The 22,112-nt window shown below is 44.9% G+C and carries 25 protein-coding genes; 9 read left to right on the top strand and 16 right to left on the bottom strand.

Annotated elements, in window-relative coordinates:
- Positions 1–116: 116 nt before the first annotated feature.
- Together HGH91_RS11280 and HGH91_RS11275 are read left to right on the top strand one after the other, a co-directional pair.
- Positions 117–1,130 carry a fumarylacetoacetate hydrolase family protein gene (locus tag HGH91_RS11280; protein WP_168738538.1) on the top strand — a complete coding sequence of 338 codons (1,014 nt, stop codon included), beginning with the start codon at positions 117–119 and terminating at the stop codon, positions 1,128–1,130.
- Between the two features lies 1 nt (position 1,131).
- Entirely contained in the window at positions 1,132–2,025 is an 894-nt protein-coding gene (locus HGH91_RS11275; protein ID WP_168738537.1) for a flavin reductase family protein, read from the top strand.
- A 63-nt stretch (positions 2,026–2,088) separates the two neighbouring features.
- On the opposite strand, the gene HGH91_RS11270 is transcribed toward HGH91_RS11275, so the two are convergent.
- The 3 genes from HGH91_RS11270 to lysS form a co-directional block, all read right to left on the bottom strand.
- Positions 2,089–2,847, bottom strand: coding sequence for a DUF4197 domain-containing protein (locus tag HGH91_RS11270; protein ID WP_168738536.1), 759 nt, complete (start codon positions 2,845–2,847; stop codon positions 2,089–2,091).
- A 38-nt stretch (positions 2,848–2,885) separates the two neighbouring features.
- The gene (locus tag HGH91_RS11265) at positions 2,886–3,719 is read right to left on the bottom strand and encodes a universal stress protein (protein ID WP_168738535.1); all 834 of its coding nucleotides are present in this window, start codon (positions 3,717–3,719) and stop codon (positions 2,886–2,888) included.
- A gap of 210 nt (positions 3,720–3,929) precedes the next feature.
- Positions 3,930–5,444, bottom strand: a complete 1,515-nt coding sequence (gene lysS, locus HGH91_RS11260; RefSeq protein ID WP_168738534.1) for a lysine--tRNA ligase — start codon at positions 5,442–5,444, stop codon at positions 3,930–3,932.
- A 291-nt stretch (positions 5,445–5,735) separates the two neighbouring features.
- On the opposite strand from lysS, the gene HGH91_RS11255 reads away from it, so the two are divergent.
- Positions 5,736–7,886 (top strand): S9 family peptidase, encoded by a 2,151-nt coding sequence (locus HGH91_RS11255; RefSeq protein WP_168738533.1) that lies wholly within the window; start codon positions 5,736–5,738, stop codon positions 7,884–7,886.
- A 683-nt stretch (positions 7,887–8,569) separates the two neighbouring features.
- Here HGH91_RS11255 and HGH91_RS11250 read toward each other — a convergent pair.
- From HGH91_RS11250 to HGH91_RS11235, 4 genes are all read right to left on the bottom strand, one after another.
- A complete protein-coding gene (locus HGH91_RS11250; protein ID WP_168738532.1) occupies positions 8,570–8,908 on the bottom strand; it encodes a tRNA-binding protein in 339 nt (112 codons plus the stop codon).
- 273 nt (positions 8,909–9,181) lie between these two features.
- Positions 9,182–9,730: an LPS export ABC transporter periplasmic protein LptC gene (gene lptC, locus HGH91_RS11245; RefSeq protein WP_211092261.1), complete on the bottom strand. Its 549-nt coding sequence runs from the start codon at positions 9,728–9,730 to the stop codon at positions 9,182–9,184.
- Positions 9,731–9,852: 122 nt separating this feature from the next.
- Positions 9,853–11,148, bottom strand: coding sequence for a hypothetical protein (locus HGH91_RS11240; RefSeq protein WP_168738530.1), 1,296 nt, complete (start codon positions 11,146–11,148; stop codon positions 9,853–9,855).
- 168 nt (positions 11,149–11,316) lie between these two features.
- Positions 11,317–11,952 carry an LON peptidase substrate-binding domain-containing protein gene (locus HGH91_RS11235; RefSeq protein ID WP_168738529.1) on the bottom strand — a complete coding sequence of 212 codons (636 nt, stop codon included), beginning with the start codon at positions 11,950–11,952 and terminating at the stop codon, positions 11,317–11,319.
- A 247-nt stretch (positions 11,953–12,199) separates the two neighbouring features.
- On the opposite strand from HGH91_RS11235, the gene meaB reads away from it, so the two are divergent.
- From meaB to HGH91_RS11220, 3 genes are all read left to right on the top strand, one after another.
- On the top strand, positions 12,200–13,102 hold the full coding sequence (gene meaB, locus HGH91_RS11230; protein ID WP_168738528.1) for a methylmalonyl Co-A mutase-associated GTPase MeaB: 903 nt from the start codon (positions 12,200–12,202) through the stop codon (positions 13,100–13,102).
- 6 nt (positions 13,103–13,108) lie between these two features.
- Positions 13,109–13,774, top strand: coding sequence for a DNA alkylation repair protein (locus HGH91_RS11225; RefSeq protein WP_168738527.1), 666 nt, complete (start codon positions 13,109–13,111; stop codon positions 13,772–13,774).
- 151 nt (positions 13,775–13,925) lie between these two features.
- Positions 13,926–14,252 (top strand): DMT family transporter, encoded by a 327-nt coding sequence (locus HGH91_RS11220; RefSeq protein WP_168738526.1) that lies wholly within the window; start codon positions 13,926–13,928, stop codon positions 14,250–14,252.
- Here the strand turns inward: HGH91_RS11220 and HGH91_RS11215 are convergent.
- The gene (locus HGH91_RS11215) at positions 14,218–15,528 is read right to left on the bottom strand and encodes a chloride channel protein (protein WP_168738525.1); all 1,311 of its coding nucleotides are present in this window, start codon (positions 15,526–15,528) and stop codon (positions 14,218–14,220) included. The genes HGH91_RS11220 and HGH91_RS11215 overlap by 35 nt on opposite strands.
- A gap of 174 nt (positions 15,529–15,702) precedes the next feature.
- Here HGH91_RS11215 and HGH91_RS11210 point away from each other — a divergent pair, with 174 nt between their 5' ends.
- From HGH91_RS11210 to HGH91_RS11200, 3 genes are all read left to right on the top strand, one after another.
- Entirely contained in the window at positions 15,703–16,278 is a 576-nt protein-coding gene (locus HGH91_RS11210; protein ID WP_168738524.1) for a protoglobin domain-containing protein, read from the top strand.
- A 21-nt stretch (positions 16,279–16,299) separates the two neighbouring features.
- Positions 16,300–16,560 carry a DUF2024 family protein gene (locus tag HGH91_RS11205; protein ID WP_168738523.1) on the top strand — a complete coding sequence of 87 codons (261 nt, stop codon included), beginning with the start codon at positions 16,300–16,302 and terminating at the stop codon, positions 16,558–16,560.
- A gap of 98 nt (positions 16,561–16,658) precedes the next feature.
- Positions 16,659–17,267 (top strand): MarR family winged helix-turn-helix transcriptional regulator, encoded by a 609-nt coding sequence (locus tag HGH91_RS11200; protein ID WP_168738522.1) that lies wholly within the window; start codon positions 16,659–16,661, stop codon positions 17,265–17,267.
- A 6-nt stretch (positions 17,268–17,273) separates the two neighbouring features.
- On the opposite strand, the gene HGH91_RS11195 is transcribed toward HGH91_RS11200, so the two are convergent.
- The 8 genes from HGH91_RS11195 to cyoE form a co-directional block, all read right to left on the bottom strand.
- Positions 17,274–17,753: a GNAT family N-acetyltransferase gene (locus tag HGH91_RS11195; RefSeq protein WP_168738521.1), complete on the bottom strand. Its 480-nt coding sequence runs from the start codon at positions 17,751–17,753 to the stop codon at positions 17,274–17,276.
- Positions 17,754–17,780: 27 nt separating this feature from the next.
- A complete protein-coding gene (locus tag HGH91_RS11190) occupies positions 17,781–17,996 on the bottom strand; it encodes a hypothetical protein (protein ID WP_168737887.1) in 216 nt (71 codons plus the stop codon).
- 62 nt (positions 17,997–18,058) lie between these two features.
- Positions 18,059–18,631 (bottom strand): DUF420 domain-containing protein, encoded by a 573-nt coding sequence (locus HGH91_RS11185; protein WP_168738520.1) that lies wholly within the window; start codon positions 18,629–18,631, stop codon positions 18,059–18,061.
- A 77-nt stretch (positions 18,632–18,708) separates the two neighbouring features.
- The gene (locus HGH91_RS11180; RefSeq protein WP_168738519.1) at positions 18,709–19,380 is read right to left on the bottom strand and encodes an SCO family protein; all 672 of its coding nucleotides are present in this window, start codon (positions 19,378–19,380) and stop codon (positions 18,709–18,711) included.
- A 74-nt stretch (positions 19,381–19,454) separates the two neighbouring features.
- Positions 19,455–19,862 (bottom strand): cytochrome C oxidase subunit IV family protein, encoded by a 408-nt coding sequence (locus HGH91_RS11175; RefSeq protein ID WP_168738518.1) that lies wholly within the window; start codon positions 19,860–19,862, stop codon positions 19,455–19,457.
- Positions 19,863–19,924: 62 nt separating this feature from the next.
- Positions 19,925–20,599, bottom strand: a complete 675-nt coding sequence (locus tag HGH91_RS11170) for a cytochrome c oxidase subunit 3 (RefSeq protein WP_168738517.1) — start codon at positions 20,597–20,599, stop codon at positions 19,925–19,927.
- 27 nt (positions 20,600–20,626) lie between these two features.
- Positions 20,627–21,208, bottom strand: coding sequence for a heme-copper oxidase subunit III (locus HGH91_RS11165; RefSeq protein WP_247651710.1), 582 nt, complete (start codon positions 21,206–21,208; stop codon positions 20,627–20,629).
- A 1-nt stretch (position 21,209) separates the two neighbouring features.
- Positions 21,210–22,085 (bottom strand): heme o synthase, encoded by an 876-nt coding sequence (gene cyoE, locus HGH91_RS11160; RefSeq protein WP_247651709.1) that lies wholly within the window; start codon positions 22,083–22,085, stop codon positions 21,210–21,212.
- Positions 22,086–22,112 lie beyond the last annotated feature (27 nt).

The following is a 22,112-nucleotide window of genomic DNA, read 5'->3' as shown; positions in this document are numbered from 1 at the left end:
ATAGACATTTTCCAGGATGGGCACTTCTCTTTAGAATTTATGAAAAAATACCCCCCGCATTTAAAGGCCCTCCTTATATTTGGTACTTCATACAACCAGAACAATTATCAACAACCATGAAATTAGTAAGTTATTTAAGAGAGGAAACAGACCAGCTGGCCATTTTGGTAGACGGGCTGCTGTACAATGCCCAGGAGTTGCATCCTGATTTGCCTAATAATATGGGAATGTTCCTGATGATGTGGGAAGATGTCATAGACATCGCCAAACAGGCCGATGCCCATTTGAAAGCCGGTAAAAATCCTACGAGGGCTACCGGTGTTCCCGTAGGCAGTGTACAGTTACTTTCCCCGGTACCTTTTCCCACCTCCTGCCGCGATGGATATGCGTTCCGGCAGCACGTGGCAGCGGCCCGCCGCAACCGTAAGGTGCCTATGATCCCGGAGTTTGACCAGTATCCTATCTTTTACTTTACTAATCATAATGCTATCCAGGGTCCCGGCGATATTCACTGTATGCCGGATCACTTTCAGAAACTGGATTTTGAACTGGAAGTAGCCGTAGTGATCTGTAAGGCCGGCCGTAATATCACTGCTGCAGAAGCAGATGATTATATTGGCGGCTATATGATTATGAACGATATGAGTGCCCGCACCCTGCAGATGGAAGAAATGCTGCTGAACCTGGGACCCGCAAAAGGAAAGGATTTCAGCACCGTGATCGGCCCGATGCTGGTTACCCCCGATGAACTGGAATCGCTGAAAGTGCCTGCCCAACCAGGCCATACCGGCAATAACTACAACTTGAAAATGACCTGTAAGGTAAATGGTATCCCGGTAAGCGATGGAAATATGGGCGATATGGACTGGACCTTTGCAGAAATCATAGAACGCTGTGCCTATGGTGTCAACATTCTTCCCGGAGATGTTATTGGTAGCGGCACGGTGGGCACCGGCTGTTTCCTGGAGCTAAACGGTACCGGTAAGCTCAACGATCCCGACTATACCGAGCAATGGCTGCAACCCGGCGATGTAGTGGAAATGGAAATTACCGGTCTTGGTATCCTCTCCAATACCATTGTCCGGGAGAATAGTGATTTCTCGATACTGTCACTCAAGAAAAAAGGATAGTATGCAGGTAGATCCTTCCCAGATAAAAACAAGTGAACTGCATGCTTATTTGCTGGGCGCTGTAGCGCCGCGTCCTATTTGCTTTGCCAGCACCCTGGATGCAGATGGCCGGCCCAATTTGTCGCCCTTCAGCTTTTTCAATGTATTCGGATCCAATCCACCCACACTGATATTTTCGCCTTCCCGGAGGGTACGCGATAATACGGTGAAGCATACACTCGAAAATGTATATGCTACCAAAGAGGTGGTGATCAATGTAGTGAGCTATGCTATGGTGCAACAGGCCTCCCTGGCCAGTTGTGAATACCCGGCGGGCGTCAATGAATTTGAGAAAGCAGGCTTTACCCCCATAGTTTCCGAAAAGGTAAAGCCATTCCGGGTGAAAGAGAGCCCGGTGCAAATGGAATGTATTGTAAAACAGGTAATTGAAACCGGACAGGGTGGAGGAGCCGGCAACCTGGTAATTTGTGAGCCGGTGATGCTGCATATCAACGAGGCCATTCTGAACGAACACGGCAAAATAGATCCGCATAAAATAGACCTGGTAGCCCGCATGGGCGGCGACTATTATTGCCGGGCCTCCGGCAACGCCGTGTTTGAGGTGGCAAAACCCAATACTCAATTGGGTATTGGCGTGGATGCCTTACCGTTGGCGATCCGGCAGAGTCATATTCTCACCGGCAACAACCTGGGTCAACTGGGCAACGTTCATGAGATTCCTTTTGTAGATGCCTCCTTTCACGACGATCATCTCAAAAATATTATTCAATACTATAGTGTTACTCCCGATGAAATGGAAAAGGAGCTACACCATTATGCGAAGCGGTTGCTGGATGATGGAAAAGTAGCGGCGGCCTGGCAGGTATTGCTCACGGCAGCTGCAAACCAGCTGTAGTATTACGCGCATAAAAAAGCAGCGATGAATGGATCATCGCTGCTTTTTTTATGCGCATGCAAGTTATTTTGCCCCAAATACTTTTTTCAGCAAATCGGTAGTCCTGGCCGCAGGATTAGCGCGGATGGATACTTCTTCTTTTGCAATCTGGTCAAACAGGGCATTTACCGCCATGGTGGTTACATAGTCCTGCAGGTCGGGATTCACTTTATTGAAAGTAGTAGGCAGTTTGTTATAAGACGTCACGATATCTGAATAATAACGGGTGGCACTGGTGCTGTCCAACGTCTTCCTGATCACAGGAGAAAAGGCCGCTTTCAGGGAATCCGTTGTTTTGTTTTTAAAGAAATCGGTCGCCGACGTGTTGCCACCTTTTACCAGGTTTACGGCGTCGGTGAGGGTCATTTGTTTGATGGCGTTCACAAAAATAGGCGCCGCATAACCCACTGCTTTTTCAGCGGAGCGGTTAATTTGCAGGATGGCCTTATCTACCTGGCTGCCCAAACCTATTGCCCGCAGGGTATTACCAATCTTCACGGCATCTGCAGGGAGTAATAATTTATAGACATCACTGCCAAAGAAACCATCTTTTTTATTCAGCTTGGCGATACCGGCCGCTACGCCTTTTGCCAGGGCTTCCTTAATAGCGGAACCAGCATCAGATTCGGTTAACGCAGCCAGCGAATTGCCGGAACCGTTGCTGCTGCCATTATTGTTGGCAGTAGTACTTTCCAGTTTTTTACTCAGTTTCTTCAGGAATTGGGCCTGGGTTGCCTGCAGGCAGCAAAAGCCCAGCAGTACTAATAATGAACGTTTAATCATATAGTTATTATAAATATTAATATCTGTAAAAGTATAAATTATTCATGTAATGTCAACAACGGTAAATGTGTCTGGTAGGCCAGTTTAGATGTACGGCTCCGCTTGAAAATACTTTCAAAAAGGCCATGTTTCTTAGGGATGGTCAGAATGATATCCGCTTTATTTTCCTCTGCAAATTCAACAATTCCTTCTACTACATCCGGATTATCGATAAAATGGTATACCGGGTTGAAATCTTCCAGCAGGGTATCCAGCAACATGGTTTCAAAAGGCGTATCTGTACTGAAATGCCGGCTTTCATGGTCGATGTTGATGACATGTAATTCGGCATTGAATATATGCAGCAATTTTTTGAGTGGTTCTACCGGTGTGGTTTCTGCAATTTTGCGAAGGTCTACGGCAAATACAATCTTTTCAATAGGCTTGTACTTTGCGCCTCCGGGCACTACCAGCACGGGGTAGCTGGTATTTTTCACCACATCAATGGTATTAGAACCTACCAGTACTTCTTCCAGTTTACTACCGCCGGTAATTCCCATTACGATCAGATCCGCCCCTTCGTTCTTACATACTTCCTCAATCGTAGCTGCCAGCAGGGTATTATCTGCCCTGGTTACCAATGTAGAACCGGGTGGCACCAATGTATCCAGCTCCTTTTTCATTTTCTCCAGGCCTTCCATGCTGGCCGCCCGCAGGTCGTCTGGATTTACCATGGGAATCATGGTAGGAATATCCGGAATGGGCACTATCAACTCGTAGGCATGATACAATACGATGCGGGTTGTTCCCAGGTTCCGGGCCAGCGATAAAGCGTAGGTAGCAGCGTTGTAGGCCGTATCTGAAAAATCGGTGGGTACTAAGATTGTTTTCATATGGCTACTTTTAAGATACTGGTAAGTATTACTTAAAGTTAACGATGTGCTTTGGTTTATGAACGGTTTAAGAAAATTTAATGCCAGAAAGGGCGGATAGCAGAAGGCATAAAGCGAAAAGCTATTGTGGAGAATGATCTTAGCGAATATTTAAATCGCTTTGGTCGTTCTCCACAATAGCTTTTCGCTTTATGCTTTTCGCTTTGTGCTTTACTTCTGTTGTTCCGGTTTCATTTGCGGGAAGAAGAGCACATCCTGGATAGAGGGCTGATTGGTCATCAGCATGGTTAAACGGTCGATACCTATACCGATACCGGAAGTAGGCGGCATACCGTATTCCAGGGCACGCAGGAAGTCGTAGTCGATGTACATGGCTTCATCGTCGCCACGTTCCATCAGCTTTACCTGTTCTTCGAAGCGTTCGCGCTGATCGATAGGATCGTTTAGCTCACTATACGCGTTAGCGATTTCCTTTCCGTTCACCATCAGCTCAAAACGTTCAACCAGACCGGGTTTGCTGCGGTGTTTCTTGGTGAGCGGGCTCATTTCTACCGGGTAATCGGTGATGAAGGTAGGCTGGATGTAGTTGCCTTCACATTTCTCTCCAAAAATCTCATCGATCAGTTTGGCCTTACCCAGTTTAGGATCTACGTGAATGCCCAGTTGCTTGCACACTTCGCGGAGTTGTGCTTCCTCCATTGTGGAAATATCGATACCTGTATGTTCCAGGATGGATTCATACATAGATACGCGACGGAACGGCGCTTTAAAGTCGATTGTTTTATCGCCTACCTGTACTGTGGTGGTACCGTGTAAGGTGAGGGCAATTTTTTCCAGCAGGGATTCCGTAGTACGCATCATCCACTCGTAGTCTTTGTACGCGGCGTACATTTCCATTACGGTAAATTCCGGGTTATGGGTACGGTCCATCCCTTCGTTTCGGAAGTCTTTTGCAAATTCGTATACACCTTCAAAACCACCTACGATCAGGCGTTTGAGGTATAGTTCGTTGGCAATACGCAGGTACAATGGCATATCCAGCGCATTGTGGTGCGTAATAAACGGACGCGCGGTGGCGCCACCCGGAATAGGCTGCAGGATCGGCGTTTCTACTTCGAGGTAACCCAGGTTGTTATAGAAATCGCGGATAGTTTGCATGATTTTGGTGCGTTTGATGAACACCTCTTTCACCTCCGGGTTGATAACCAGGTCGGCATAACGCTGGCGGTATTTGAATTCCGGGTCGGTCACTTCGTCGAACACCTCACCTTCTTTCGCTTTTACCACTGGCAGCGGGCGCAGTGATTTGGCCAGGATAGTGATTTCTGTGGCGTGAACGGATGTTTCGCCGGTTTTGGTAATAAAGGCATATCCTTTAATACCTATAAAATCGCTGATGTCCAGCAGTTTCTTAAATACAACGTCGTACAGCGTTTTGTCTTCACCCGGGCAAATATCATCTCTGCGGATATACACCTGGATACGGCCTACGCTATCCTGGATAACGGCAAATGCCGCCTTTCCCATATCACGAACGCTCATGATACGGCCAGCCAGGCATACCTGCTGGAATTGTTCTTTAGTTTCTTCCGAATAATTGGTTTTTATATTAACGGAAGTATCATTAACCGGGTACTCCGCTGCAGGGTAGGGGTCTATGCCTAAATTATGCAGCTCCTGTAATTTTTCCCGGCGTATAATCTCTTGCTCAGATAATTGTGTCATGTAGTAAGTTGTAATTGCCAATTGGAGTGCAAAAATAATAAAAAGGGCTGTAAGACTACAGCCCTCTTATTTTTTGACCATATCCTATGAAAACCAATTTAAAGATAGCCGCTTCTACTGCTATTTACAGCCAGATTTACCAGATGCGGGGAATTCCTTCATATCTGGTCGTATTTGACGAATGGCTGGTTTTCCGGGAGGTCCGTTTGTGTAAATTGTTGCGGCTATTTTTGAGTTATGCTTATTTTCGTTCGCTAAGAGCAACAAAAAACAGCCTGATTTCTATTTATTATGAGAAGCGAACAATGGTTAAAACCAACCTCCATTGGTGGTGTAGCGCTCCTGCTGCTGGCCACCACCCATTTGGATGCACAACAAAAGCCGGATCTTACTTTCGAAGAGGCATTTAAAGGTAAAGCGACCCATATCAGCAAGCCCCTGCCGGCTATCCGGGAGTGGGTAGATGGTGAACATTACCTGGAAATGCGTCCCGACGCGGCTACTGGCCGTATGCAAGCCTGGCAGATTGATGCCCGTACCGGCAATGCCACTATCTATACAGCGCCTGTAGATGGCCCCAGTGTGGAAGTGCGCGATAAAGATGTCTTCTATAAAGCCGCTGATGGTAATAGCACCCGTTTAACCAACGATGCTGCCGAAGAGAAGAACCCTACGCTATCTCCGGACGGAAAATATGTGGCGTTTACCCGCAATAACGACTTATACAGCGTAGAAATAGCCACCAAAAAGGAAACCCGTTATACCACCGATGGTTCTGATGTGATCTATAATGGTTGGGCATCCTGGGTATATTATGAAGAAATCCTGGGTCGCCCCACCCGCTACCGCGCATTCTGGTGGAGCCCCAACAGCCGGCAGATTGCCTACATGCATTTTAACGACAGCAAAGTGCCTGTATTCCCTATCTATAGCGAAAAAGGTCAGCACGGCTACCTCGAAAACACCCGCTATCCCAAGGCAGGCGATCCGAATCCGGCTGTGAAAGTAGGCGTAGTACCGGTTTCCGGTGGCGCCACCATTTGGGCCGATTTCAACGAAAACGATGATCAATACTTCGGTATGCCCTTTTGGACCGATGATAGCCAGCAACTCTGCATACAATGGATGAACCGCGGCCAGGATAACCTGAAAATTTATAGCATCAACCCAAATAGCGGCGCCAAAAAAGAAATCTATGATGAAAAGCAAAAAACCTGGATCGATTGGTTTGACGCAGTGCCCTTTGTACAAAATGGCAAAAGCTTCCTGATCCAAAGCGATAAAACCGGTTGGTCGCACCTTTATCTCTATAACCTGGACGGCTCTCTGAAAAAACAACTTACTTCCGGTAACTGGACAGTGAAAGAGGTGATAGATATTGATGACAAAAACCAGGTGATCTACTTCACCGCGCGCAAAGAGGCTTCTACCCGCTTTGACCTGTACAAGGTAAATATGAAAACCGCGGCCATTACCCGTCTTACCAGCGGCGATTATAATAACAGTATCAAGATGGCGCCCGGTGGCAAATATTTCATCACTACCTATTCCAACCTGCAAACGCCTTCAAAAATGGCATTGGTAGATAATAATGGCAAGGTAGTACGTGAGCTGGGCGACAGCAAAGGAGAGCGCTTTGACAATTACAACCTGGCCAAAACTGAATTAAAAACTTACAAAACCCGCGATGGGCTTACCTTACCGCTCACCATTACCATGCCGGTACATATGGAGCCCGGTAAAAAATATCCGATCCTGATCAGTATTTATGGCGGACCTAATGCCGGTACCGTATATGATACCTGGAAGTTTACCCCGGTACAGCAATGGTGGGCGCAGGAAGGCGTGATACAGGTAGCGATCGACAACCGTAGCAGCGGACAATTGGGCAAAATGGGCATGAACTATATCCACCGTAAACTGGGTATACATGAGATTGAAGACTATATAGATGCTGCTATGTGGCTGCGTTCCCAGCCATGGGCCGATGGCAGCAAGATATGCATGACCGGGGGCAGCTTTGGCGGTTATATGACCTGTATGGCCCTTACCTACGGAGCGGACGTGTTTACTCATGGCATGGCTAATTTCGCTGTGACTGACTGGCAGTTATACGACAGTCATTATACCGAACGCTATATGGACACTCCTGCTGAAAACCCCGAAGGTTACAAAGCTACAGCTGTAATGACCTATGCTGATAAATACAAGGGCCTCATTCGTATTACCCACGGTACCATGGATGATAACGTACATCTGCAGAATTGTATCCAGCTGGTGGACAAGCTGGAAAATCTGAACAAACATTTCGAGCTGATGGTATATCCCGGCGAGCGCCATGGATGGGGTGGACTGAAAAGTGTACATTCCGCCGGCGAATCTTACCGCTTTATATACAATAACCTCCTGAGCAAAGCCTACCCGGGCCAGTTCCAGCAATAATTTACTGGTAGTTAACTAAAAACGGCTTGGTATACAGCATACGCTTGTATCTGTATATCAAGCCGTTATCTATTTTATGATGTTAAATGATCAGGAAAAATAAGTGGAGATGGAACTAAAAAGTGGGAGGTCCTAAAAAAGAAACAGGGCTGCAAGACTACAGCCCCGAAAAATTTTAACCATATCTTTATTGAAAAACCTATACCAAAGGTGGCCGTTTTTTGCGACACTGCAGTGTGCATTCTAGTGAACGGTATATTTTATCCGGTAAACGCGAGAAAAAGGAGGGTGAACGTAAGGGGGTAAAAAATACTTCATGATAACTTAATATGCGTTGTTTTTCCCCAATAAGTTGATTATCAGTTCAAATAGGTGTTTAAACAAATATTTGGCTTAAAAGTCCCGGTGAGGGGAGAAGGAATAAAAAAAGGGCTGGTAAGAATACCGCCCTTGTAATAATTTTAACCATATCCTATGAAAAACCTAGAACAAAGATATACCGGAGAAATTTGTCTTAGGTTTCATTTCCGTGAACGATGAATTATTGTTCGTAAACAGATGATAATGGATAATGTACTGTTATATTATTTTAATAATAATATTATTATTATTTAGAATTAGAATTATAAAATATTTGTTATGGATTATTAATCAGTTATAAAATGGTAAATACTGAAAATCCACTAGGCAATTCGTTGGCCATTCTTTACATTCTTATCTGGTTGCAGTAACACCACTTCCTTATTATCGCCTACTACTCCCAATACCAGGCATTCGGATATAAAATTGGCGATTTGCTTGGGAGGGAAATTCACAACAGCCACTACCTGCTTTCCGACCAGGTCTTCTTTCTGGTAAAGTGCGGTAATTTGTGCGGAGGATTTTTTCAGACCCAGCTCAGGTCCAAAATCGATCAGCAACTGGTAGGCGGGGTTACGCGCCTTGGGAAAATCATTTGCTTCGAGGATAGTGCCTACTCTTATTTCTACTTTTTCAAAATCCGGCCAGGTAATCGTTTCCATCTTTTATTCAATTGTTTCCGGCAATATAGCAAACCCCATCGGGACCCACAACCTCCAACCATACTTTATGTTTGTGGAAAAAATAAACTGACTTTGCATAACAATCAGCTGGATTTAAATGTTATGAACGGAAAAAACTAACTGCTTTATATAGCAAACTGGCATAATTATTGACTTTTCTACTCCAAATTTTAGGTTAAAAAATAGGTTAAAGCGAAAGAACCCCACCTGCAGAGGTGGGGTTCTTTCGTATAACAACTTCCGTTAGTTTGATCAGTTTACGGCAGTACTATCCTCTACAGTAATAGGACCACTTACTTTTAATATCTTCTTTTCAGTAAAATCTTCATTGGCTTCGAGTCCCCAGCCATGTAGGGAATCAGTAGGCGTGGTAATAAATACTTCCTTGGTAGAATAGAAGATCTTCCGTTTGGGATCCCAGTTTAATTCATTGGTATTCAGCTTTTCACCTTTTTTATTGATGACTACCACACTGTCTGTCAGATACACATTTCCCTCTGCTTCCAGGTATTTCCCTTTTTTGGCAGAAAGGGTACTTTCTATGCCGAGGCTATCGTTGTACATCAATACTCGCAAACCGTTATTGAACGCCACATAAGAAGGCTTATCGAGGCTGCGTTCCATGGTGGGCGCCAGGAGCTTTGCGTTCACTTTCCCTCCCTGACTGAAGATGGTAACAATATCGACCCCGTTTTCGGTGGCCGCTTTCTTGGAATCGAACTCCATTACCGTTTTCAAGTCGTTTTCACAACTACTAACGGCAACGGCTATTATAAGAAATAAACAAACTCTTTTAATCATTTGAGCATATAATAGGTCAAAGATAGCTATTCGCAGCTATTGGTAGAAATGCAGCGGAGATATAAGCGTAGTTTATATTAAAACTTTGCCTATATCTCCGCCACGATTGATGAATAAAGACTTTATTCGTATTTACGTTTGATAAACCATTTATCACTAAGGGTAAAGCCCAGTGATATCCGGTAAGTATTTTCCTTTAACACGGTTTGGTTGTTACCACGATGTGCCACTTCAAAAGCCAGATTGAGCATACTGTACTGATTGGAGTAAGGCATGCGGCGTACCGGCAGCCCGGCGCCAACGGTGAATCCCATCATTGGCATATTCTTACCAGCCAACTTCACATAATCCTGTCCATAGTAGGCACCCAAACGATAAGCTACCCGGTTCCAGTAACCGCTGAGCGCTGTTGCATTTGGTACAAATTGTCCGCCTATAGCCAGCTTCCAGGCATTCTGCAAGGCAGAATCCTTTACTTCAAAGCTTTTAAAATTCTGCCATTGATTGGAAGTATAATCCACACCCAATGACCATTTATCGTATTTGCGGATCATAATACCGCCACCAAATTCTTCCGGGTAAACCACCTTACCTCTGTTGCCCTTTACATAGCTTACAGTATCCTGGTTGGTATAGTTACCGGCGCCATTCGACATCAGTGTTTCATTCAGCACTTCCTGGCGGGCATTCATGTTTTGTTTCATACTACCAGTAACACCGAAGGTCATGTCCATTTCTTTATTCAGCTTAGCCCTGTATTGCAAACCCAGCTTATAAAAGAAGCTATTGTAAGTAATACGGCTCATTTTATGGGAAGGGTAGGTGTTAGGATCCGGGAAGAATAAACGGGTGTTGTTTTCTACGTTCCCAAAAAGATAGCCCAGGTTTACGCCAATGCTAAAATCTCCTACACGAACGCCAGTACCGGCATACAGCTGATAAAGCCCGCCACTGCCCTCGTACTTGTTGGTAAGCGGCCATTTGGTAGTATCGCCAAAATTGCTGTTAAAGCCTTGCTGAATATTGTAAGATACCCTGGTAACCGGGCGCAGACCCAGGTTGAGGCCCCATCTGTTTCTTACTAACGGAATACCCAACTGCAGGTAAGAGAGTGTTCCAAACCCGGAACTAAACTTAGCTCCCTGATCAGTAATAGATTTTGCTCCGCCTTCAATGCCAACATCGAAGGTGGTTAATACCAGGCTGTAATAGCTAGCCGGATTCACAAAGTTTACTGCCTGAGGATCGCTGTAAGCCTGAGAAACACCTCCCATACCACGATTCACGGTATTCTGGTTGTTATTCAAATCTCCTAATCCGTAGCGGGAATATGGTGAGTTCTCTTGTGCGCTAACTTTATTTGCTACCAGGAAAAAGGTGCCCAGCAAGCAAAGAATACTGACTTTTGTCCAATGCATTGAGTTACAGAATTGAGTTTAAGCCCTTATTCCTGTCAAATATGGGTCTGCAAATATCTACTTTTTAAGGCGGGAAGCAAAAAAAACCAAAAATCGACCTGTTAAATACACGTTAAAGTTGGCTTAAAAAAGGCTTGAAAAGCCCTACAGATAATCATATTACAAATTTTATAAATTATCTGTAGATAAATTCCTGAAGTGTCCATTCAGTAGCACCCGTTCCTTGAGGCGTTCCATTTCAGCCATCATAGGAATTACCTTGTGCAGATGACGCTTCAGGTACTCCAGACGCTGAGCTTCATAAAAAAGGTGTAATAATTCATATTCTTCATCCAGCGACAGTCCGGCATGGTGCGCCAGGTCGTACGACAGGAGCGCCGTATCTTCCTTTTTAAAGGATTTGTGAATTTGCAGGATCGCATGTAATTCCCGTACGCCATGTAACACCTCTTTCAATAAGCGCAGATGGCTGCCCTCATTATTATCCGGATAATTTACGATGGCGCCGGTATACAGCTTACCCGGTATTTCGGTTACCTGCTCCAATATTCGGAAAACGCGGTCACCTACTGTTACAATGTCCATTTCACCGGTATCATACATTTTCTCTACTTTCTTTATCTGCACCAGGGTTCCATATTCCATTATTTTCTTATTTATCACCACCGGAATGCCGAATGGCTTCTGCTCAGCAATGCAGGCAGCCACCAGCTGTTTGTACCGCGGTTCAAAAACGTGCAGGTTCAATTGTTCTCCCGGGTACACTACCACTCCAAGCGGAAATATGGAAATGAAATTTGTCATATCAGATTAGCCGTATTTTGTTAAAGTTAAAAAATCATCCGGCAACTACCCAGCCAAAACACAGAAGCGTAGGGCTGTGACCTTATATTAAATAAAAGGAATACCTTTATAGTTAACATTATTATGTTTTAGTAAACGTACTGACTCATACATACCATAATAATACGTAACCGCTGTACACAGTGTGTCTCCATAAAGAACCGGGAGAGAAAAATTACGTGAATATTTACTACTATAAAGTTTGGGCATGTACCGATCGTTAATAGATGGCCTGGCTGATAAAAATATTAAATCACTGGCCCGTTGCATTTCGCTGGTTGAAAACGAAGCTGCTGGCTATGAACAGCTGCTGGAACAACTCCCGGTAAACAACCATACCAAAGTGGTAGGTATTACCGGCCCTCCCGGAGCGGGCAAGAGCACCCTGGTAAATGCCCTGATCACCCAATTGCTGGAACAGGAAAAAAGCGTAGCCATCATTGCAGTAGACCCGTCTTCCCCTTTTAATTTTGGCGCCCTGTTGGGCGACCGGATAAGAATGAGTCAACATTTCAATGATCCCCGCGTATACATCCGCTCCATGGCCAGCAGGGGAGCGTTAGGCGGATTAAGTCCCAAAATTATTGAAGTAAGCGACCTGGTTAAAGCGGCTGCCTTCGATTATCTCTTCATTGAAACAGTAGGTGTTGGGCAAAGCGAAGTAGAAATAGCTGGCGTAGCAGATACCACCGTGGTGGTAGTAGTGCCCGAAGCCGGCGATGAAATACAAACCATGAAAGCGGGCTTAATGGAGATAGCCGATATCTTTATTGTAAATAAAGCCGATCGCGATAACGCGGATATCTTTGTAAAAAACCTGCGCTTACTGGCACACAGCAAGTATCACGGCAACTGGGAAATACCGGTGATAAAGTCGGTAGCTACCCAACAGGAAGGCATACACGACATTATACGGGCCATCGAACAACATCATGAACAGGTATCTCACCAACAACAAAGACATACACTGTTACTGGCCGAAAAAGCATATCAACTGATACAGCATCGCCGCATGAAGGATATCTCCAAACAAACTCTCCAGCAAGAGATACAACAACTGGTACAGGAAAAAGCGTTTAACCTGTACCGTTATATATCTACCAAAAGTTAACCGCGCATGTCATATCTTTCCCTGATTATGCAAACTTATATCACCGCTGTCAACACCAATAACGCGGGCGCGATGAAAGCCTATATGCGGGATCAGTTTGCCTTCCTGGGTATTAAAACCCCTGCGCGCCGTCAGCTCAATAAAACACTCGTTATCCAGCACGGGCTTCCGGGCAGCAACGATATACCGGGGCTTATAAAAGCGCTGTGGGAGCTACCCGAGCGGGAATACCAATATGCAGCGATCGACTACCTGCAATTAATGCACAAGACATGGATACCTGATCATCTCCCGCTGATTGAATACATGATTACGCATAAGTCGTGGTGGGATACGGTAGATGGTATTGTATCCTGTGTAGCGGGCCCCTGGCTCAGAAAGTTTCCTTCACAACAACCTGCTGTTACCGATAAATGGATTGCTAGTAACGATATGTGGCTGCAACGGGCCGCTATTATTTTCCAGAACGGTTACAAGCAACACACCAACGAAAAGTTGTTATACCGCTATATTAAAACGCAGCTTCATTCCAAAGAATTCTTTATCCAGAAAGCGATTGGCTGGGCGTTACGGGAGTATTCCAAAACCAACCCTGAGAGTGTACGCACCTTTGTGAGTGGTACCGCATTAGCCCCACTGAGCAGGCGGGAAGCACTCAGGAGAATAGAATAAATATTTTTTGCTACCTTTGCCGCATGCGTTTTACTTCATTCGGTATATCTCTCACTTACGCAGTGTTTAATTACGGTCTCTGATCCGCAGAGAACGGGTGTTTTGTGCCCTTCCTTTTTAATCTATTTTCTTACTTTTTAAATTCAGTGTTATGCCTTGGTTATTCCTTGTCATTGGTGGACTGTTTGAAATAGGCTTTACTATTTCATTAAAGTATTCTGAGAACTTTTCAAGACTATGGCCTTCTCTCAGTTTTGTAGTATGTATTTCTTTAAGCTTTTTCTTTTTGAATAAGGCGATCAACGGAGGGCTTCCGATAGGCACCTCTTACGCAGTGTGGACGGGCATTGGCGCTGCAGGTACTGCTATTGCCGGGATGATATTTTTCAAAGAACCAGCGGCAGTTTGGCGGCTATTTTTTCTCGCCTTGTTAATCGGGTCAATCATCGGTTTAAAGTTTGTATCGGGTCATGATTAACTGATACCTCATCAGCGCGAAGCAATGCTTTGCGCTGTTTTTTCCCATATGCAGCTATCCCATAGGCGATGATGCAGGCTATCAAAACAGGTATAGCCGTATTCATATCGTGGGTTGCTTCCAACAACAATATCACTGTCGTAAGTAATACCCGCGAAGTGCCTACCATCATAGCCCCCATGCCTACCAATACCAAAGTGCCGGAGTGTATTACTACAGATGGAAATAATAATTGGATAACCACTCCCAATAGCAACCCGGTGGCGCCGCCAATCAGTAACAGGGGCGTAATGCCACTTCCTGTTTTATAAGCGCTGGAAAAGAAAATCCACACCAATAACTTTCCTGCTGCCAATGCGAATAATATTGCCAGTGTAACGTGTGCCTGCAACAGGTCATCCAAATAATGTTCCCCTGTACCTAATACCCTGGGAGAAAAATACCCGGTTAGCGCTACCAGCAATACAGGTATCAATAAATACCAGCGATTATTATCAGTTAGCTTTCCTAACCAATTGTACAACAGGCGATATAGTTTTGAAACAACCCTGCCCCATCCGCCAACAATTAAGCCTACCGCCGTGTATACCAATACTGCTGGTAAATTTGTTGCCGGTGCTGCATTGATGGTAAATACCGGCGCAGTACCGCGTAGCAGGTAACTCCCTGCAGCGGTAGTGGCCGCTGCCAGCACTATAGGAATGATGCCGGCCAGGGTATATTCAGCTAAAAATACTTCCAATGCGAGTATGATGGATGCTATCGGTGCACCAAACAAATAGCCGAAAGCGCTGGTAATGCCAACTATCAATAGCAGCTGCGATTCAGCTGCTGTACAGCGGAATAGCTTCCCCAGCCAACAGCCTATGGCGCCATTTAGTATCATTGCCGGGCTTTCGATGCCCAGTGGGGCCCCCATTCCTATAGCCAGCGTAAGTCCGATGGCTTTCCCGAAAGCATTGATTTGTTTTGGGAGCATCGTTAGGAGCATCGCACCAGCTATTGGCACCAATATGATCAAAATACCCAGCTCACTGTCTTGTGCCCCAGCTTCCAGGTGCGACAAACTACCATAAAATGCCAGCGAGGTAATCGCCTGAATGGCTATCGTAATGCTTTTGGCGGCTGCTATGCCGATAGCGGCTACCAATACGGCTATAGCGGATAACCGGAGGATCCCGGAGCATGTAATAATTCCTGCGGGCGTTGACAGTAGCCGAAAGTCCGGGGTTATGTGAAGTCCCTTTTTATTGATGCGATGAAAGATATTAATCATGCGGTGTTTTATAGTCGTTATGTTCAAAGCTATATTGTTCGCGCTACAATCACAAATAAACTTTTATTAATATATACTATTAATGAACTACAAAAGATATATAATATTTTTTTAGTTAGGTAACCTTATTATATTTGTAAGAACCATTCCTCGTGAAAATCTAAATCATTACTTATGAATGACGCGCTGCGGCATAATCCGGCAGATTCCGGCTCTCCCTCTACGCCGGATGCACAAACCCTGGTCAGTTTAAAAAGGATGCTGCTCTTCACTCATGAGGATGAGGAATACCTGCTGATGGCAGGCAATATCTTGCTGGCGCACACGGAGGAGATACTGGATGCCTGGTACGATCACATACTCAGGAATAACTACCTGGCACATTACTTTACGAAAAATGGGGCCCCCGATGCGGATTATCTGCAACGTTTACGACCGCATTTCCGGCAATGGGTTATAGATTTATGCAGCAGGGGAGAGGGGAATGACTGGTGGCAGCTGGAAGAGCGTATTGTAGCGCAATTACATCCTGGTCCGGAAGTAGATCCTGTAAATGAATTGCCTTCCACTTACCTGCGTTATCTATCTACGTTTATCTACCCTGTAGCAGAGGCGGGACGACCTTTCTTAGGCGATAGCGGGTATCCGCCCCAAACCACAGCGCGTATGCAGCAGGCCTGGTTTAAAGCAATTTGTTTCAGTGTATTACTATGGATATATCCTTCCTCCAGCCAGTTTACCTATGAGTGATCATTCCTTAAATCAGTTGTTATGCAAGTTGCTGTTTTCGACACCTATGTAAAGAAAAAAGATGGGGGCTACCTTCATTTCGACATCATAGTTGACAAGTCTACTTGCTTCGAGGATGTTTTAGTGTATGGAAATACCTATTTGCGATCAAGAAAAGGGGAAACCTTATCTGTGTCGCATAAGGACTGTCGCTTTTGCCATCTTACCGAGCTCGTTCCCCAATGGCAGGAACATATCTCAGAGCGGGGTTATTACATACACGAGCTGGAAGGATGTCACTAAAAAATGTTGAATAATCAGGAATGTCACTAATATGCTATTTCCCGCCATACATTAATATTGTACCTTGCCCCATTAACTATTAAGGACAGCAAGAAAATATGGGGAAAGTTTCCACATTCAGCCCCGCACAGCAGGCAGAAAACACATCTAGCAAAGTAGTGGCCTCCCTGGAGCGACTATCAGAGGCCTTCCGTGTACTATTATGGCAGGAGGCTACACAGTATGGGCTTAGCCCCATACAGATTCAGGTACTTACTTTTTTACTGCACTATCCAGAGGAGCAGCGTACCGTTACAACTTTGGCATCGCACTTTAACATGACCAAAGCCACTATCAGTGATGCAGTGAAATCTTTAGAGCAAAAGAACTACCTGACCCGTAAAGCAAGTCTCACCGACACCCGTAGTCACACTTTACACCTGGTAAAGGAAGGCAGGGCGGTAGCCAAAAAAGTAGAACTGTTTGCGGCACCATTACAGGAAACAGTAGAGCAACTGTCTTCCAAAGACCAAAGCACGTTGCTGGAGCAGCTGATGCAGCTGATTTACCAGCTTAACCAACAGGAAGTGATTTCTTCACAACCTATGTGTTTCAATTGCCAGCATTATGCCATGAAAAAGGGGCATTACTGCAATCTGTTAAAAATATCCTTAAACCATGGTGGTTTGCGGGTAGATTGTCCGGTATTTGAACTTCGGGAAGAGTAGCTGTTATTATTGTACAACTGGCATTTGCAACTGGCAGGTCATTTCATTATCTCCGGCCACAAAGCCAAACTGTTCGTATAATAAACGTCCGTCTTTGCTGGTATGCAGGCTTACTTTACCAGTATTACGTTTCCGGGCTTCTTCAAGAATTTTTTCAAGCAGGTATTTTGCAATGCCTTTCCGTCGAAAAGCGGGAAGCGTATATACATTCAAAATATAGGCAACTTTGCCTTCAAGGTTGTGGTACAGTGGCGGCTGATTATAAAAAATAATACCCGCACTGGCCACTACCTTGTCCTCCGCTTCTGCAATCCAGTTTACAAAGCTATCTGCACTGAGATGCTCAGCGAGGTAAATATTAAGATGTGCTGTGAGTGTGTGATCCTGAGCGGAATCGGCTTTAGGGTATACTTCTTTCAGAAACTTCAGCCGCAATGTAATCAGCTGCGGGATATCATGTATATCCGCCTTTCTGTAGGTAATCATAGTTGTTAAGGGTTATACTTTACTTTATCAGGCTTCCTTATTACTTTTCCACCACCTGAAAGCCAGGAAACCAATAATCATCAGGGGAGTTAAAGCCAACATTAAAATACCGTTGTTCAGGCCTTTAGCAGGGCCTTCGCCCAGCTGCTGCGCTGTTTTAGTGCAAAGTGAACACTGTGCCATTACTGACCCACTCATCATCATCAAAACACTTGTCAACAAAAACAAACCTGCCTTTTTCATAGTACTTATCGTTTGATGCTACAAAATTAGGGTATCCCACTTAAAAAATCTCCTTAATTATATTAGTGGTAATAAGGAGAAATCATAATGTATACAATCACGCCAGTTACGGCCACATAAAACCAAAGCGGCCAGGTAATACGGGCAATTTTACGATGGCGGGGAATGTCGTTCTGGAATCCGCGCAGCAACGTAAAGAGCACCAGTGGCACGATAATACCGGCCAGCAGGATATGCGTGAGCAACAAGAAATAGTAAAAGTAGCGGATACCTCCGAGGGCAGCTTTCTCTGCCGCATCCAGCACGCCATTGTGATCTATATCTCCGAAACGGGTTTCAGGTGCCAGGGCGTGATAGGTAACATAAGACAACAGGAAGATGGCGGACAAAGCCACTGCGATCAGGTTAGTAGTTTTATGCGCTTTTACATATTTGTTTTTGATAAAGTACAGGCTGGCTAGCAACAATACTGCAGTAGCGGTATTGAGAATAGCATGGAACAGGGGCAGAATCCGGATATCGAATCCAGGATGCAGGTCCGGCTTGGGTAAAACGAACAATAACGCCACCAGTGCCGGGATGGCAATGGAAACGATCGTAATGGGCGTATTGAGGTTCCTGTTTTTTAGTTCCATATCTTTAAAAATATATAAAGGTGAATAAAGAAAGGTGAACACCCTTTCCTTATTCACCCTTCACTCAAAATCGTCAATTATTTTTCTCCGGAGAATAACTTCTTAAGGAAGGCTATAAATCCAGGCCGATGTCTTTCCTTTGCCAGGTGGAGAATGGCGATATCGCCGGCCACCTTTTTAATTGCATTGGAATCCAAACCATTATAGTATCCCCTGATATTTCCGTTTTTATCAATCAGCACCAGCTTTTCCGTGTGTATGAAATCATCCGGGCCGCCATCTCCTTTGGTTACCGAAACAAAAAAATCGTTTCTGGCCAGGTCATAGATTTCTTTTTTACTACCGGTAAGCAACCACCAGTTATCCGGATTTACCTGGTAATCGTATGCGTACTTACGCAGCTTGTCTACCGTATCCCTTTCCGGATCTACTGAGAAGGAGAGGATCTGGAGTAAAGAATCATTCTTTACATAGGCTCCCTGGATCTTCTTCAGGTTTTTGGTAAGCGTAGGACAGATACTTGGACAGGAGGTAAAGAAGAAATCAACTAATAACACTTTTCCTTCCATGTCTTTGAGACTTACCTGTTGACCGAGTTGGTTTGTCAGGTGAAAATCCCTGATCTTATGAAAAACGGTATCGTAGGAAACTTTACCATTTTCGTGGATCGTATCTACTCTTTCCGGGATATAGTAGCCTGGTACTGGCACCACATTCTTTCCATAGTGATCTACAATGAGATAACCCAAAAGCGGCACCAGAATAGCCAATGAAACTCCTAATATAGCCCTGCGAGAAATGGTCCTTAAATTTTATAAATGAATTAAACGTGTCCTGGCTTAACGGCTGGTCCTACCTTTGGTGTTTCTACCGGCGTACCTGGTTTCAGGTCTTTCCGCATGTTCTTCCAGGAATCGCCTTCATACAGGAATGCGATAATAAACCAGATGAACAATAACAAAGGTATTAAGATCGTCATGATCAGGTTTTTGATTTCATGACCCAGGTGCATAAATTCGGCCACGATATAGAAGGCTTTCACTACGGTAAGGCCAACGAATATTGCGTTCAGCACTACTCTGGGGAGGAAACCATATTCCAGGTGTAAAAATGCAAGACCTACTTCCACTAAGGTGATACACAACAGGATCCAGAACGTTCTCCAGATGGTTTTAGTAGACGAATCAACATGTGCAGTTTCGTGTCCTGCTGCAGTGTGTGTATGCTCCATTACTATTTAAATTAAATAAATGCTAAAAATCAGATTCCAAATAATCAATACCCCGTCTTGTCTTAGAGCAGGTAGAAGCAGGTGAATACGAATACCCAAACCAGATCTACGAAGTGCCAGTACAGTCCAACTTTTTCCACCATTTCGTAATGGCCTCTCTGATCGTAGGTACCTTTCAGTACGTTAGCGAGGATTACGATATTGAGGATAACGCCGGAAGTAACGTGTAATCCGTGGAATCCTGTGATGGTAAAGAAGAAGTTGGTGAAGTTGGTAGAAGCCTGTGTACCATCTGCATTAACGAAAGGATTACGGCCCCACCATGCGCCTTCGTGGAACAGGTGTGTCCATTCCCATGCCTGGCAGCTCAGGAAGGCGAAACCACCAATGATAGTCAGGAGCAGCCATTTAGCCACTGCTTTTCTATCTCTCATGTGACCAGCGTGTACGGCCAGTACCATGGTTACAGAACTCATGATGAGAATGAAGGTCATTAAGCTCACAAACATCAGCGGCAATTCGGCATGGCCCATGCCAGGAAATGATTTGAACACTTCATTCGGATCAGGCCAGGATGGGCTGGAAAACCGGATGGTACCATATGCTATCAATAATGCGCCGAATGTGAACGCATCTGACATCAGGAAGTACCACATCATCAACTTGCCATAGCTCACATTAAAGGGAGAATATCCTCCGGCCCACCATTTTTTCTTCGCTGTAACTGCTGTATCCATTGTTAGTTTTATAAAATTTTACAAAGTTTATCTGGCGATACTTAAAAAAATTAACAGGTAAATCCACAATACATCCACGAAATGCCAGTAGGTAGCGGCTACTTCAATGGGTACTGCGCTGTAGGTACGTATGCGGGTTCTATAAGCCCGGCCAAACATAATGAGCAGTGCAATTACACCACCCAGTACGTGCAGCATATGCACGCCTACGATAACATAAATAAATGAGGCAGAAACAGGCCCGTTGAGGGGAAGTCCCATTGCCTTCAACTGAGAAAATCCTATCCATTGGCAAACGGCAAACACCACACCCAGTATAGCTGTAAGCGTAATTAACTGTTTATAGCGTTGCATATTCCTGCCTCTGAATTGCTTCAAAGCCAGGTGAATAGTCAAACTGCTTGTTAAAATCACTGCAGTGGATATCCAGAAAATATGTGGCAGTTCAAATGCCAGCCAATTTGCCTGGGATCTTTTAACAATGTAAGCGCTGGTAAACCCGATAAACATCATAGTGATGCTCCCCATAGCAATCCATAGGGAATATTTATGCGGATGTATTTTCTTACGTTGTTCTAATGTCATAGTATCCATCACTCCTCTTTTCATTTTAAGCTTTGTCCAGTAGTTGCGCCAGCTGAACAATAGTCAGATAAATATAAGATCCGAACATCAGCTTGCGTGCTGCCGGCACATCATTCTTTCTGTACAGGTTGATTGCTCTGTAGAGGAAGAACACACCAGCGAGAATAGCCACTATTGCAGAGATACTGCCTGTAATTTTCAGGAGGTAAGGCGCTACACCGGCGGGAATCAGCAACAAGGTGTACATGGCTGCCTGTAATGCAGTGTACTTGTTGGGTTCGCCACTACCGGGCAACATTTTAAAGCCTGCCCTCGCGTAATCTTTGTATGCAATCCAGGCGATAGCCCAAAAATGCGGGAACTGCCATAAAAACTGGATCGCAAATAACGACCAACCACCTAAACTCAGGTCATTAGCTCCTGCTGCCCAACCAATTAATAAAGGCATGGCACCGGGAAATGCGCCCACCAATACCGCCAGTGAGTTCCATTTCTTCCAGGGAGTGTATAAAAAAGCATACATCACCAGGGAAACCAGGCTCAGCAGGGCAGAGAGGAGGTTAAAGCAGTATCCCATTACGAAGATACCAGCCACCCCGGTTACAGTAGCCAATATCACCGCCTCGCTGACGTTCATCCGCCCGGAAGGCAGTGGACGTACAGCAGTACGGGCCATCAGTTTATCTGTTTCCCTTTCCCATATCTGGTTAATGGTATTAGCTGATCCGGAAACCAGCAAACCACCAGCGAATAATAAAAGAACTTTGACTAAGTTAAACTCCACGCCAGGCACCAGCAGATAACCCACTACCGACGAAAATACCACCATAAAGGTGAGATTAAACTTCATCAGCTGAGAGTAATCCTTCACCTTGCTAGCTACTGCATACGATGACGACAATTTTATGGAGTTTTCTTGCAACATTTT

The organism is Chitinophaga eiseniae, from assembly GCF_012641265.1.
GTDB lineage: Bacteria > Bacteroidota > Bacteroidia > Chitinophagales > Chitinophagaceae > Chitinophaga > Chitinophaga eiseniae_A.
The sequence above is the reverse complement of the archived record's forward strand: the minus strand, read 5'-3'. Positions and strand labels throughout refer to the sequence as shown.

Coding starts and splice junctions, on each gene's coding strand:
- HGH91_RS11280 (WP_168738538.1), top strand. CDS start 117: ATGAAATTAGTAAGTTATTTAAGAGAGGAAACAGACCAGCTGGCCATT.
- HGH91_RS11275 (WP_168738537.1), top strand. CDS start 1,132: ATGCAGGTAGATCCTTCCCAGATAAAAACAAGTGAACTGCATGCTTAT.
- HGH91_RS11270 (WP_168738536.1), bottom strand. CDS start 2,847: ATGATTAAACGTTCATTATTAGTACTGCTGGGCTTTTGCTGCCTGCAG.
- HGH91_RS11265 (WP_168738535.1), bottom strand. CDS start 3,719: ATGAAAACAATCTTAGTACCCACCGATTTTTCAGATACGGCCTACAAC.
- lysS (WP_168738534.1), bottom strand. CDS start 5,444: ATGACACAATTATCTGAGCAAGAGATTATACGCCGGGAAAAATTACAG.
- HGH91_RS11255 (WP_168738533.1), top strand. CDS start 5,736: ATGAGAAGCGAACAATGGTTAAAACCAACCTCCATTGGTGGTGTAGCG.
- HGH91_RS11250 (WP_168738532.1), bottom strand. CDS start 8,908: ATGGAAACGATTACCTGGCCGGATTTTGAAAAAGTAGAAATAAGAGTA.
- lptC (WP_211092261.1), bottom strand. CDS start 9,730: ATGATTAAAAGAGTTTGTTTATTTCTTATAATAGCCGTTGCCGTTAGT.
- HGH91_RS11240 (WP_168738530.1), bottom strand. CDS start 11,148: ATGCATTGGACAAAAGTCAGTATTCTTTGCTTGCTGGGCACCTTTTTC.
- HGH91_RS11235 (WP_168738529.1), bottom strand. CDS start 11,952: ATGACAAATTTCATTTCCATATTTCCGCTTGGAGTGGTAGTGTACCCG.
- meaB (WP_168738528.1), top strand. CDS start 12,200: ATGTACCGATCGTTAATAGATGGCCTGGCTGATAAAAATATTAAATCA.
- HGH91_RS11225 (WP_168738527.1), top strand. CDS start 13,109: ATGTCATATCTTTCCCTGATTATGCAAACTTATATCACCGCTGTCAAC.
- HGH91_RS11220 (WP_168738526.1), top strand. CDS start 13,926: ATGCCTTGGTTATTCCTTGTCATTGGTGGACTGTTTGAAATAGGCTTT.
- HGH91_RS11215 (WP_168738525.1), bottom strand. CDS start 15,528: ATGATTAATATCTTTCATCGCATCAATAAAAAGGGACTTCACATAACC.
- HGH91_RS11210 (WP_168738524.1), top strand. CDS start 15,703: ATGAATGACGCGCTGCGGCATAATCCGGCAGATTCCGGCTCTCCCTCT.
- HGH91_RS11205 (WP_168738523.1), top strand. CDS start 16,300: ATGCAAGTTGCTGTTTTCGACACCTATGTAAAGAAAAAAGATGGGGGC.
- HGH91_RS11200 (WP_168738522.1), top strand. CDS start 16,659: ATGGGGAAAGTTTCCACATTCAGCCCCGCACAGCAGGCAGAAAACACA.
- HGH91_RS11195 (WP_168738521.1), bottom strand. CDS start 17,753: ATGATTACCTACAGAAAGGCGGATATACATGATATCCCGCAGCTGATT.
- HGH91_RS11190 (WP_168737887.1), bottom strand. CDS start 17,996: ATGAAAAAGGCAGGTTTGTTTTTGTTGACAAGTGTTTTGATGATGATG.
- HGH91_RS11185 (WP_168738520.1), bottom strand. CDS start 18,631: ATGGAACTAAAAAACAGGAACCTCAATACGCCCATTACGATCGTTTCC.
- HGH91_RS11175 (WP_168738518.1), bottom strand. CDS start 19,862: ATGGAGCATACACACACTGCAGCAGGACACGAAACTGCACATGTTGAT.
- HGH91_RS11170 (WP_168738517.1), bottom strand. CDS start 20,599: ATGGATACAGCAGTTACAGCGAAGAAAAAATGGTGGGCCGGAGGATAT.
- HGH91_RS11165 (WP_247651710.1), bottom strand. CDS start 21,208: ATGAAAAGAGGAGTGATGGATACTATGACATTAGAACAACGTAAGAAA.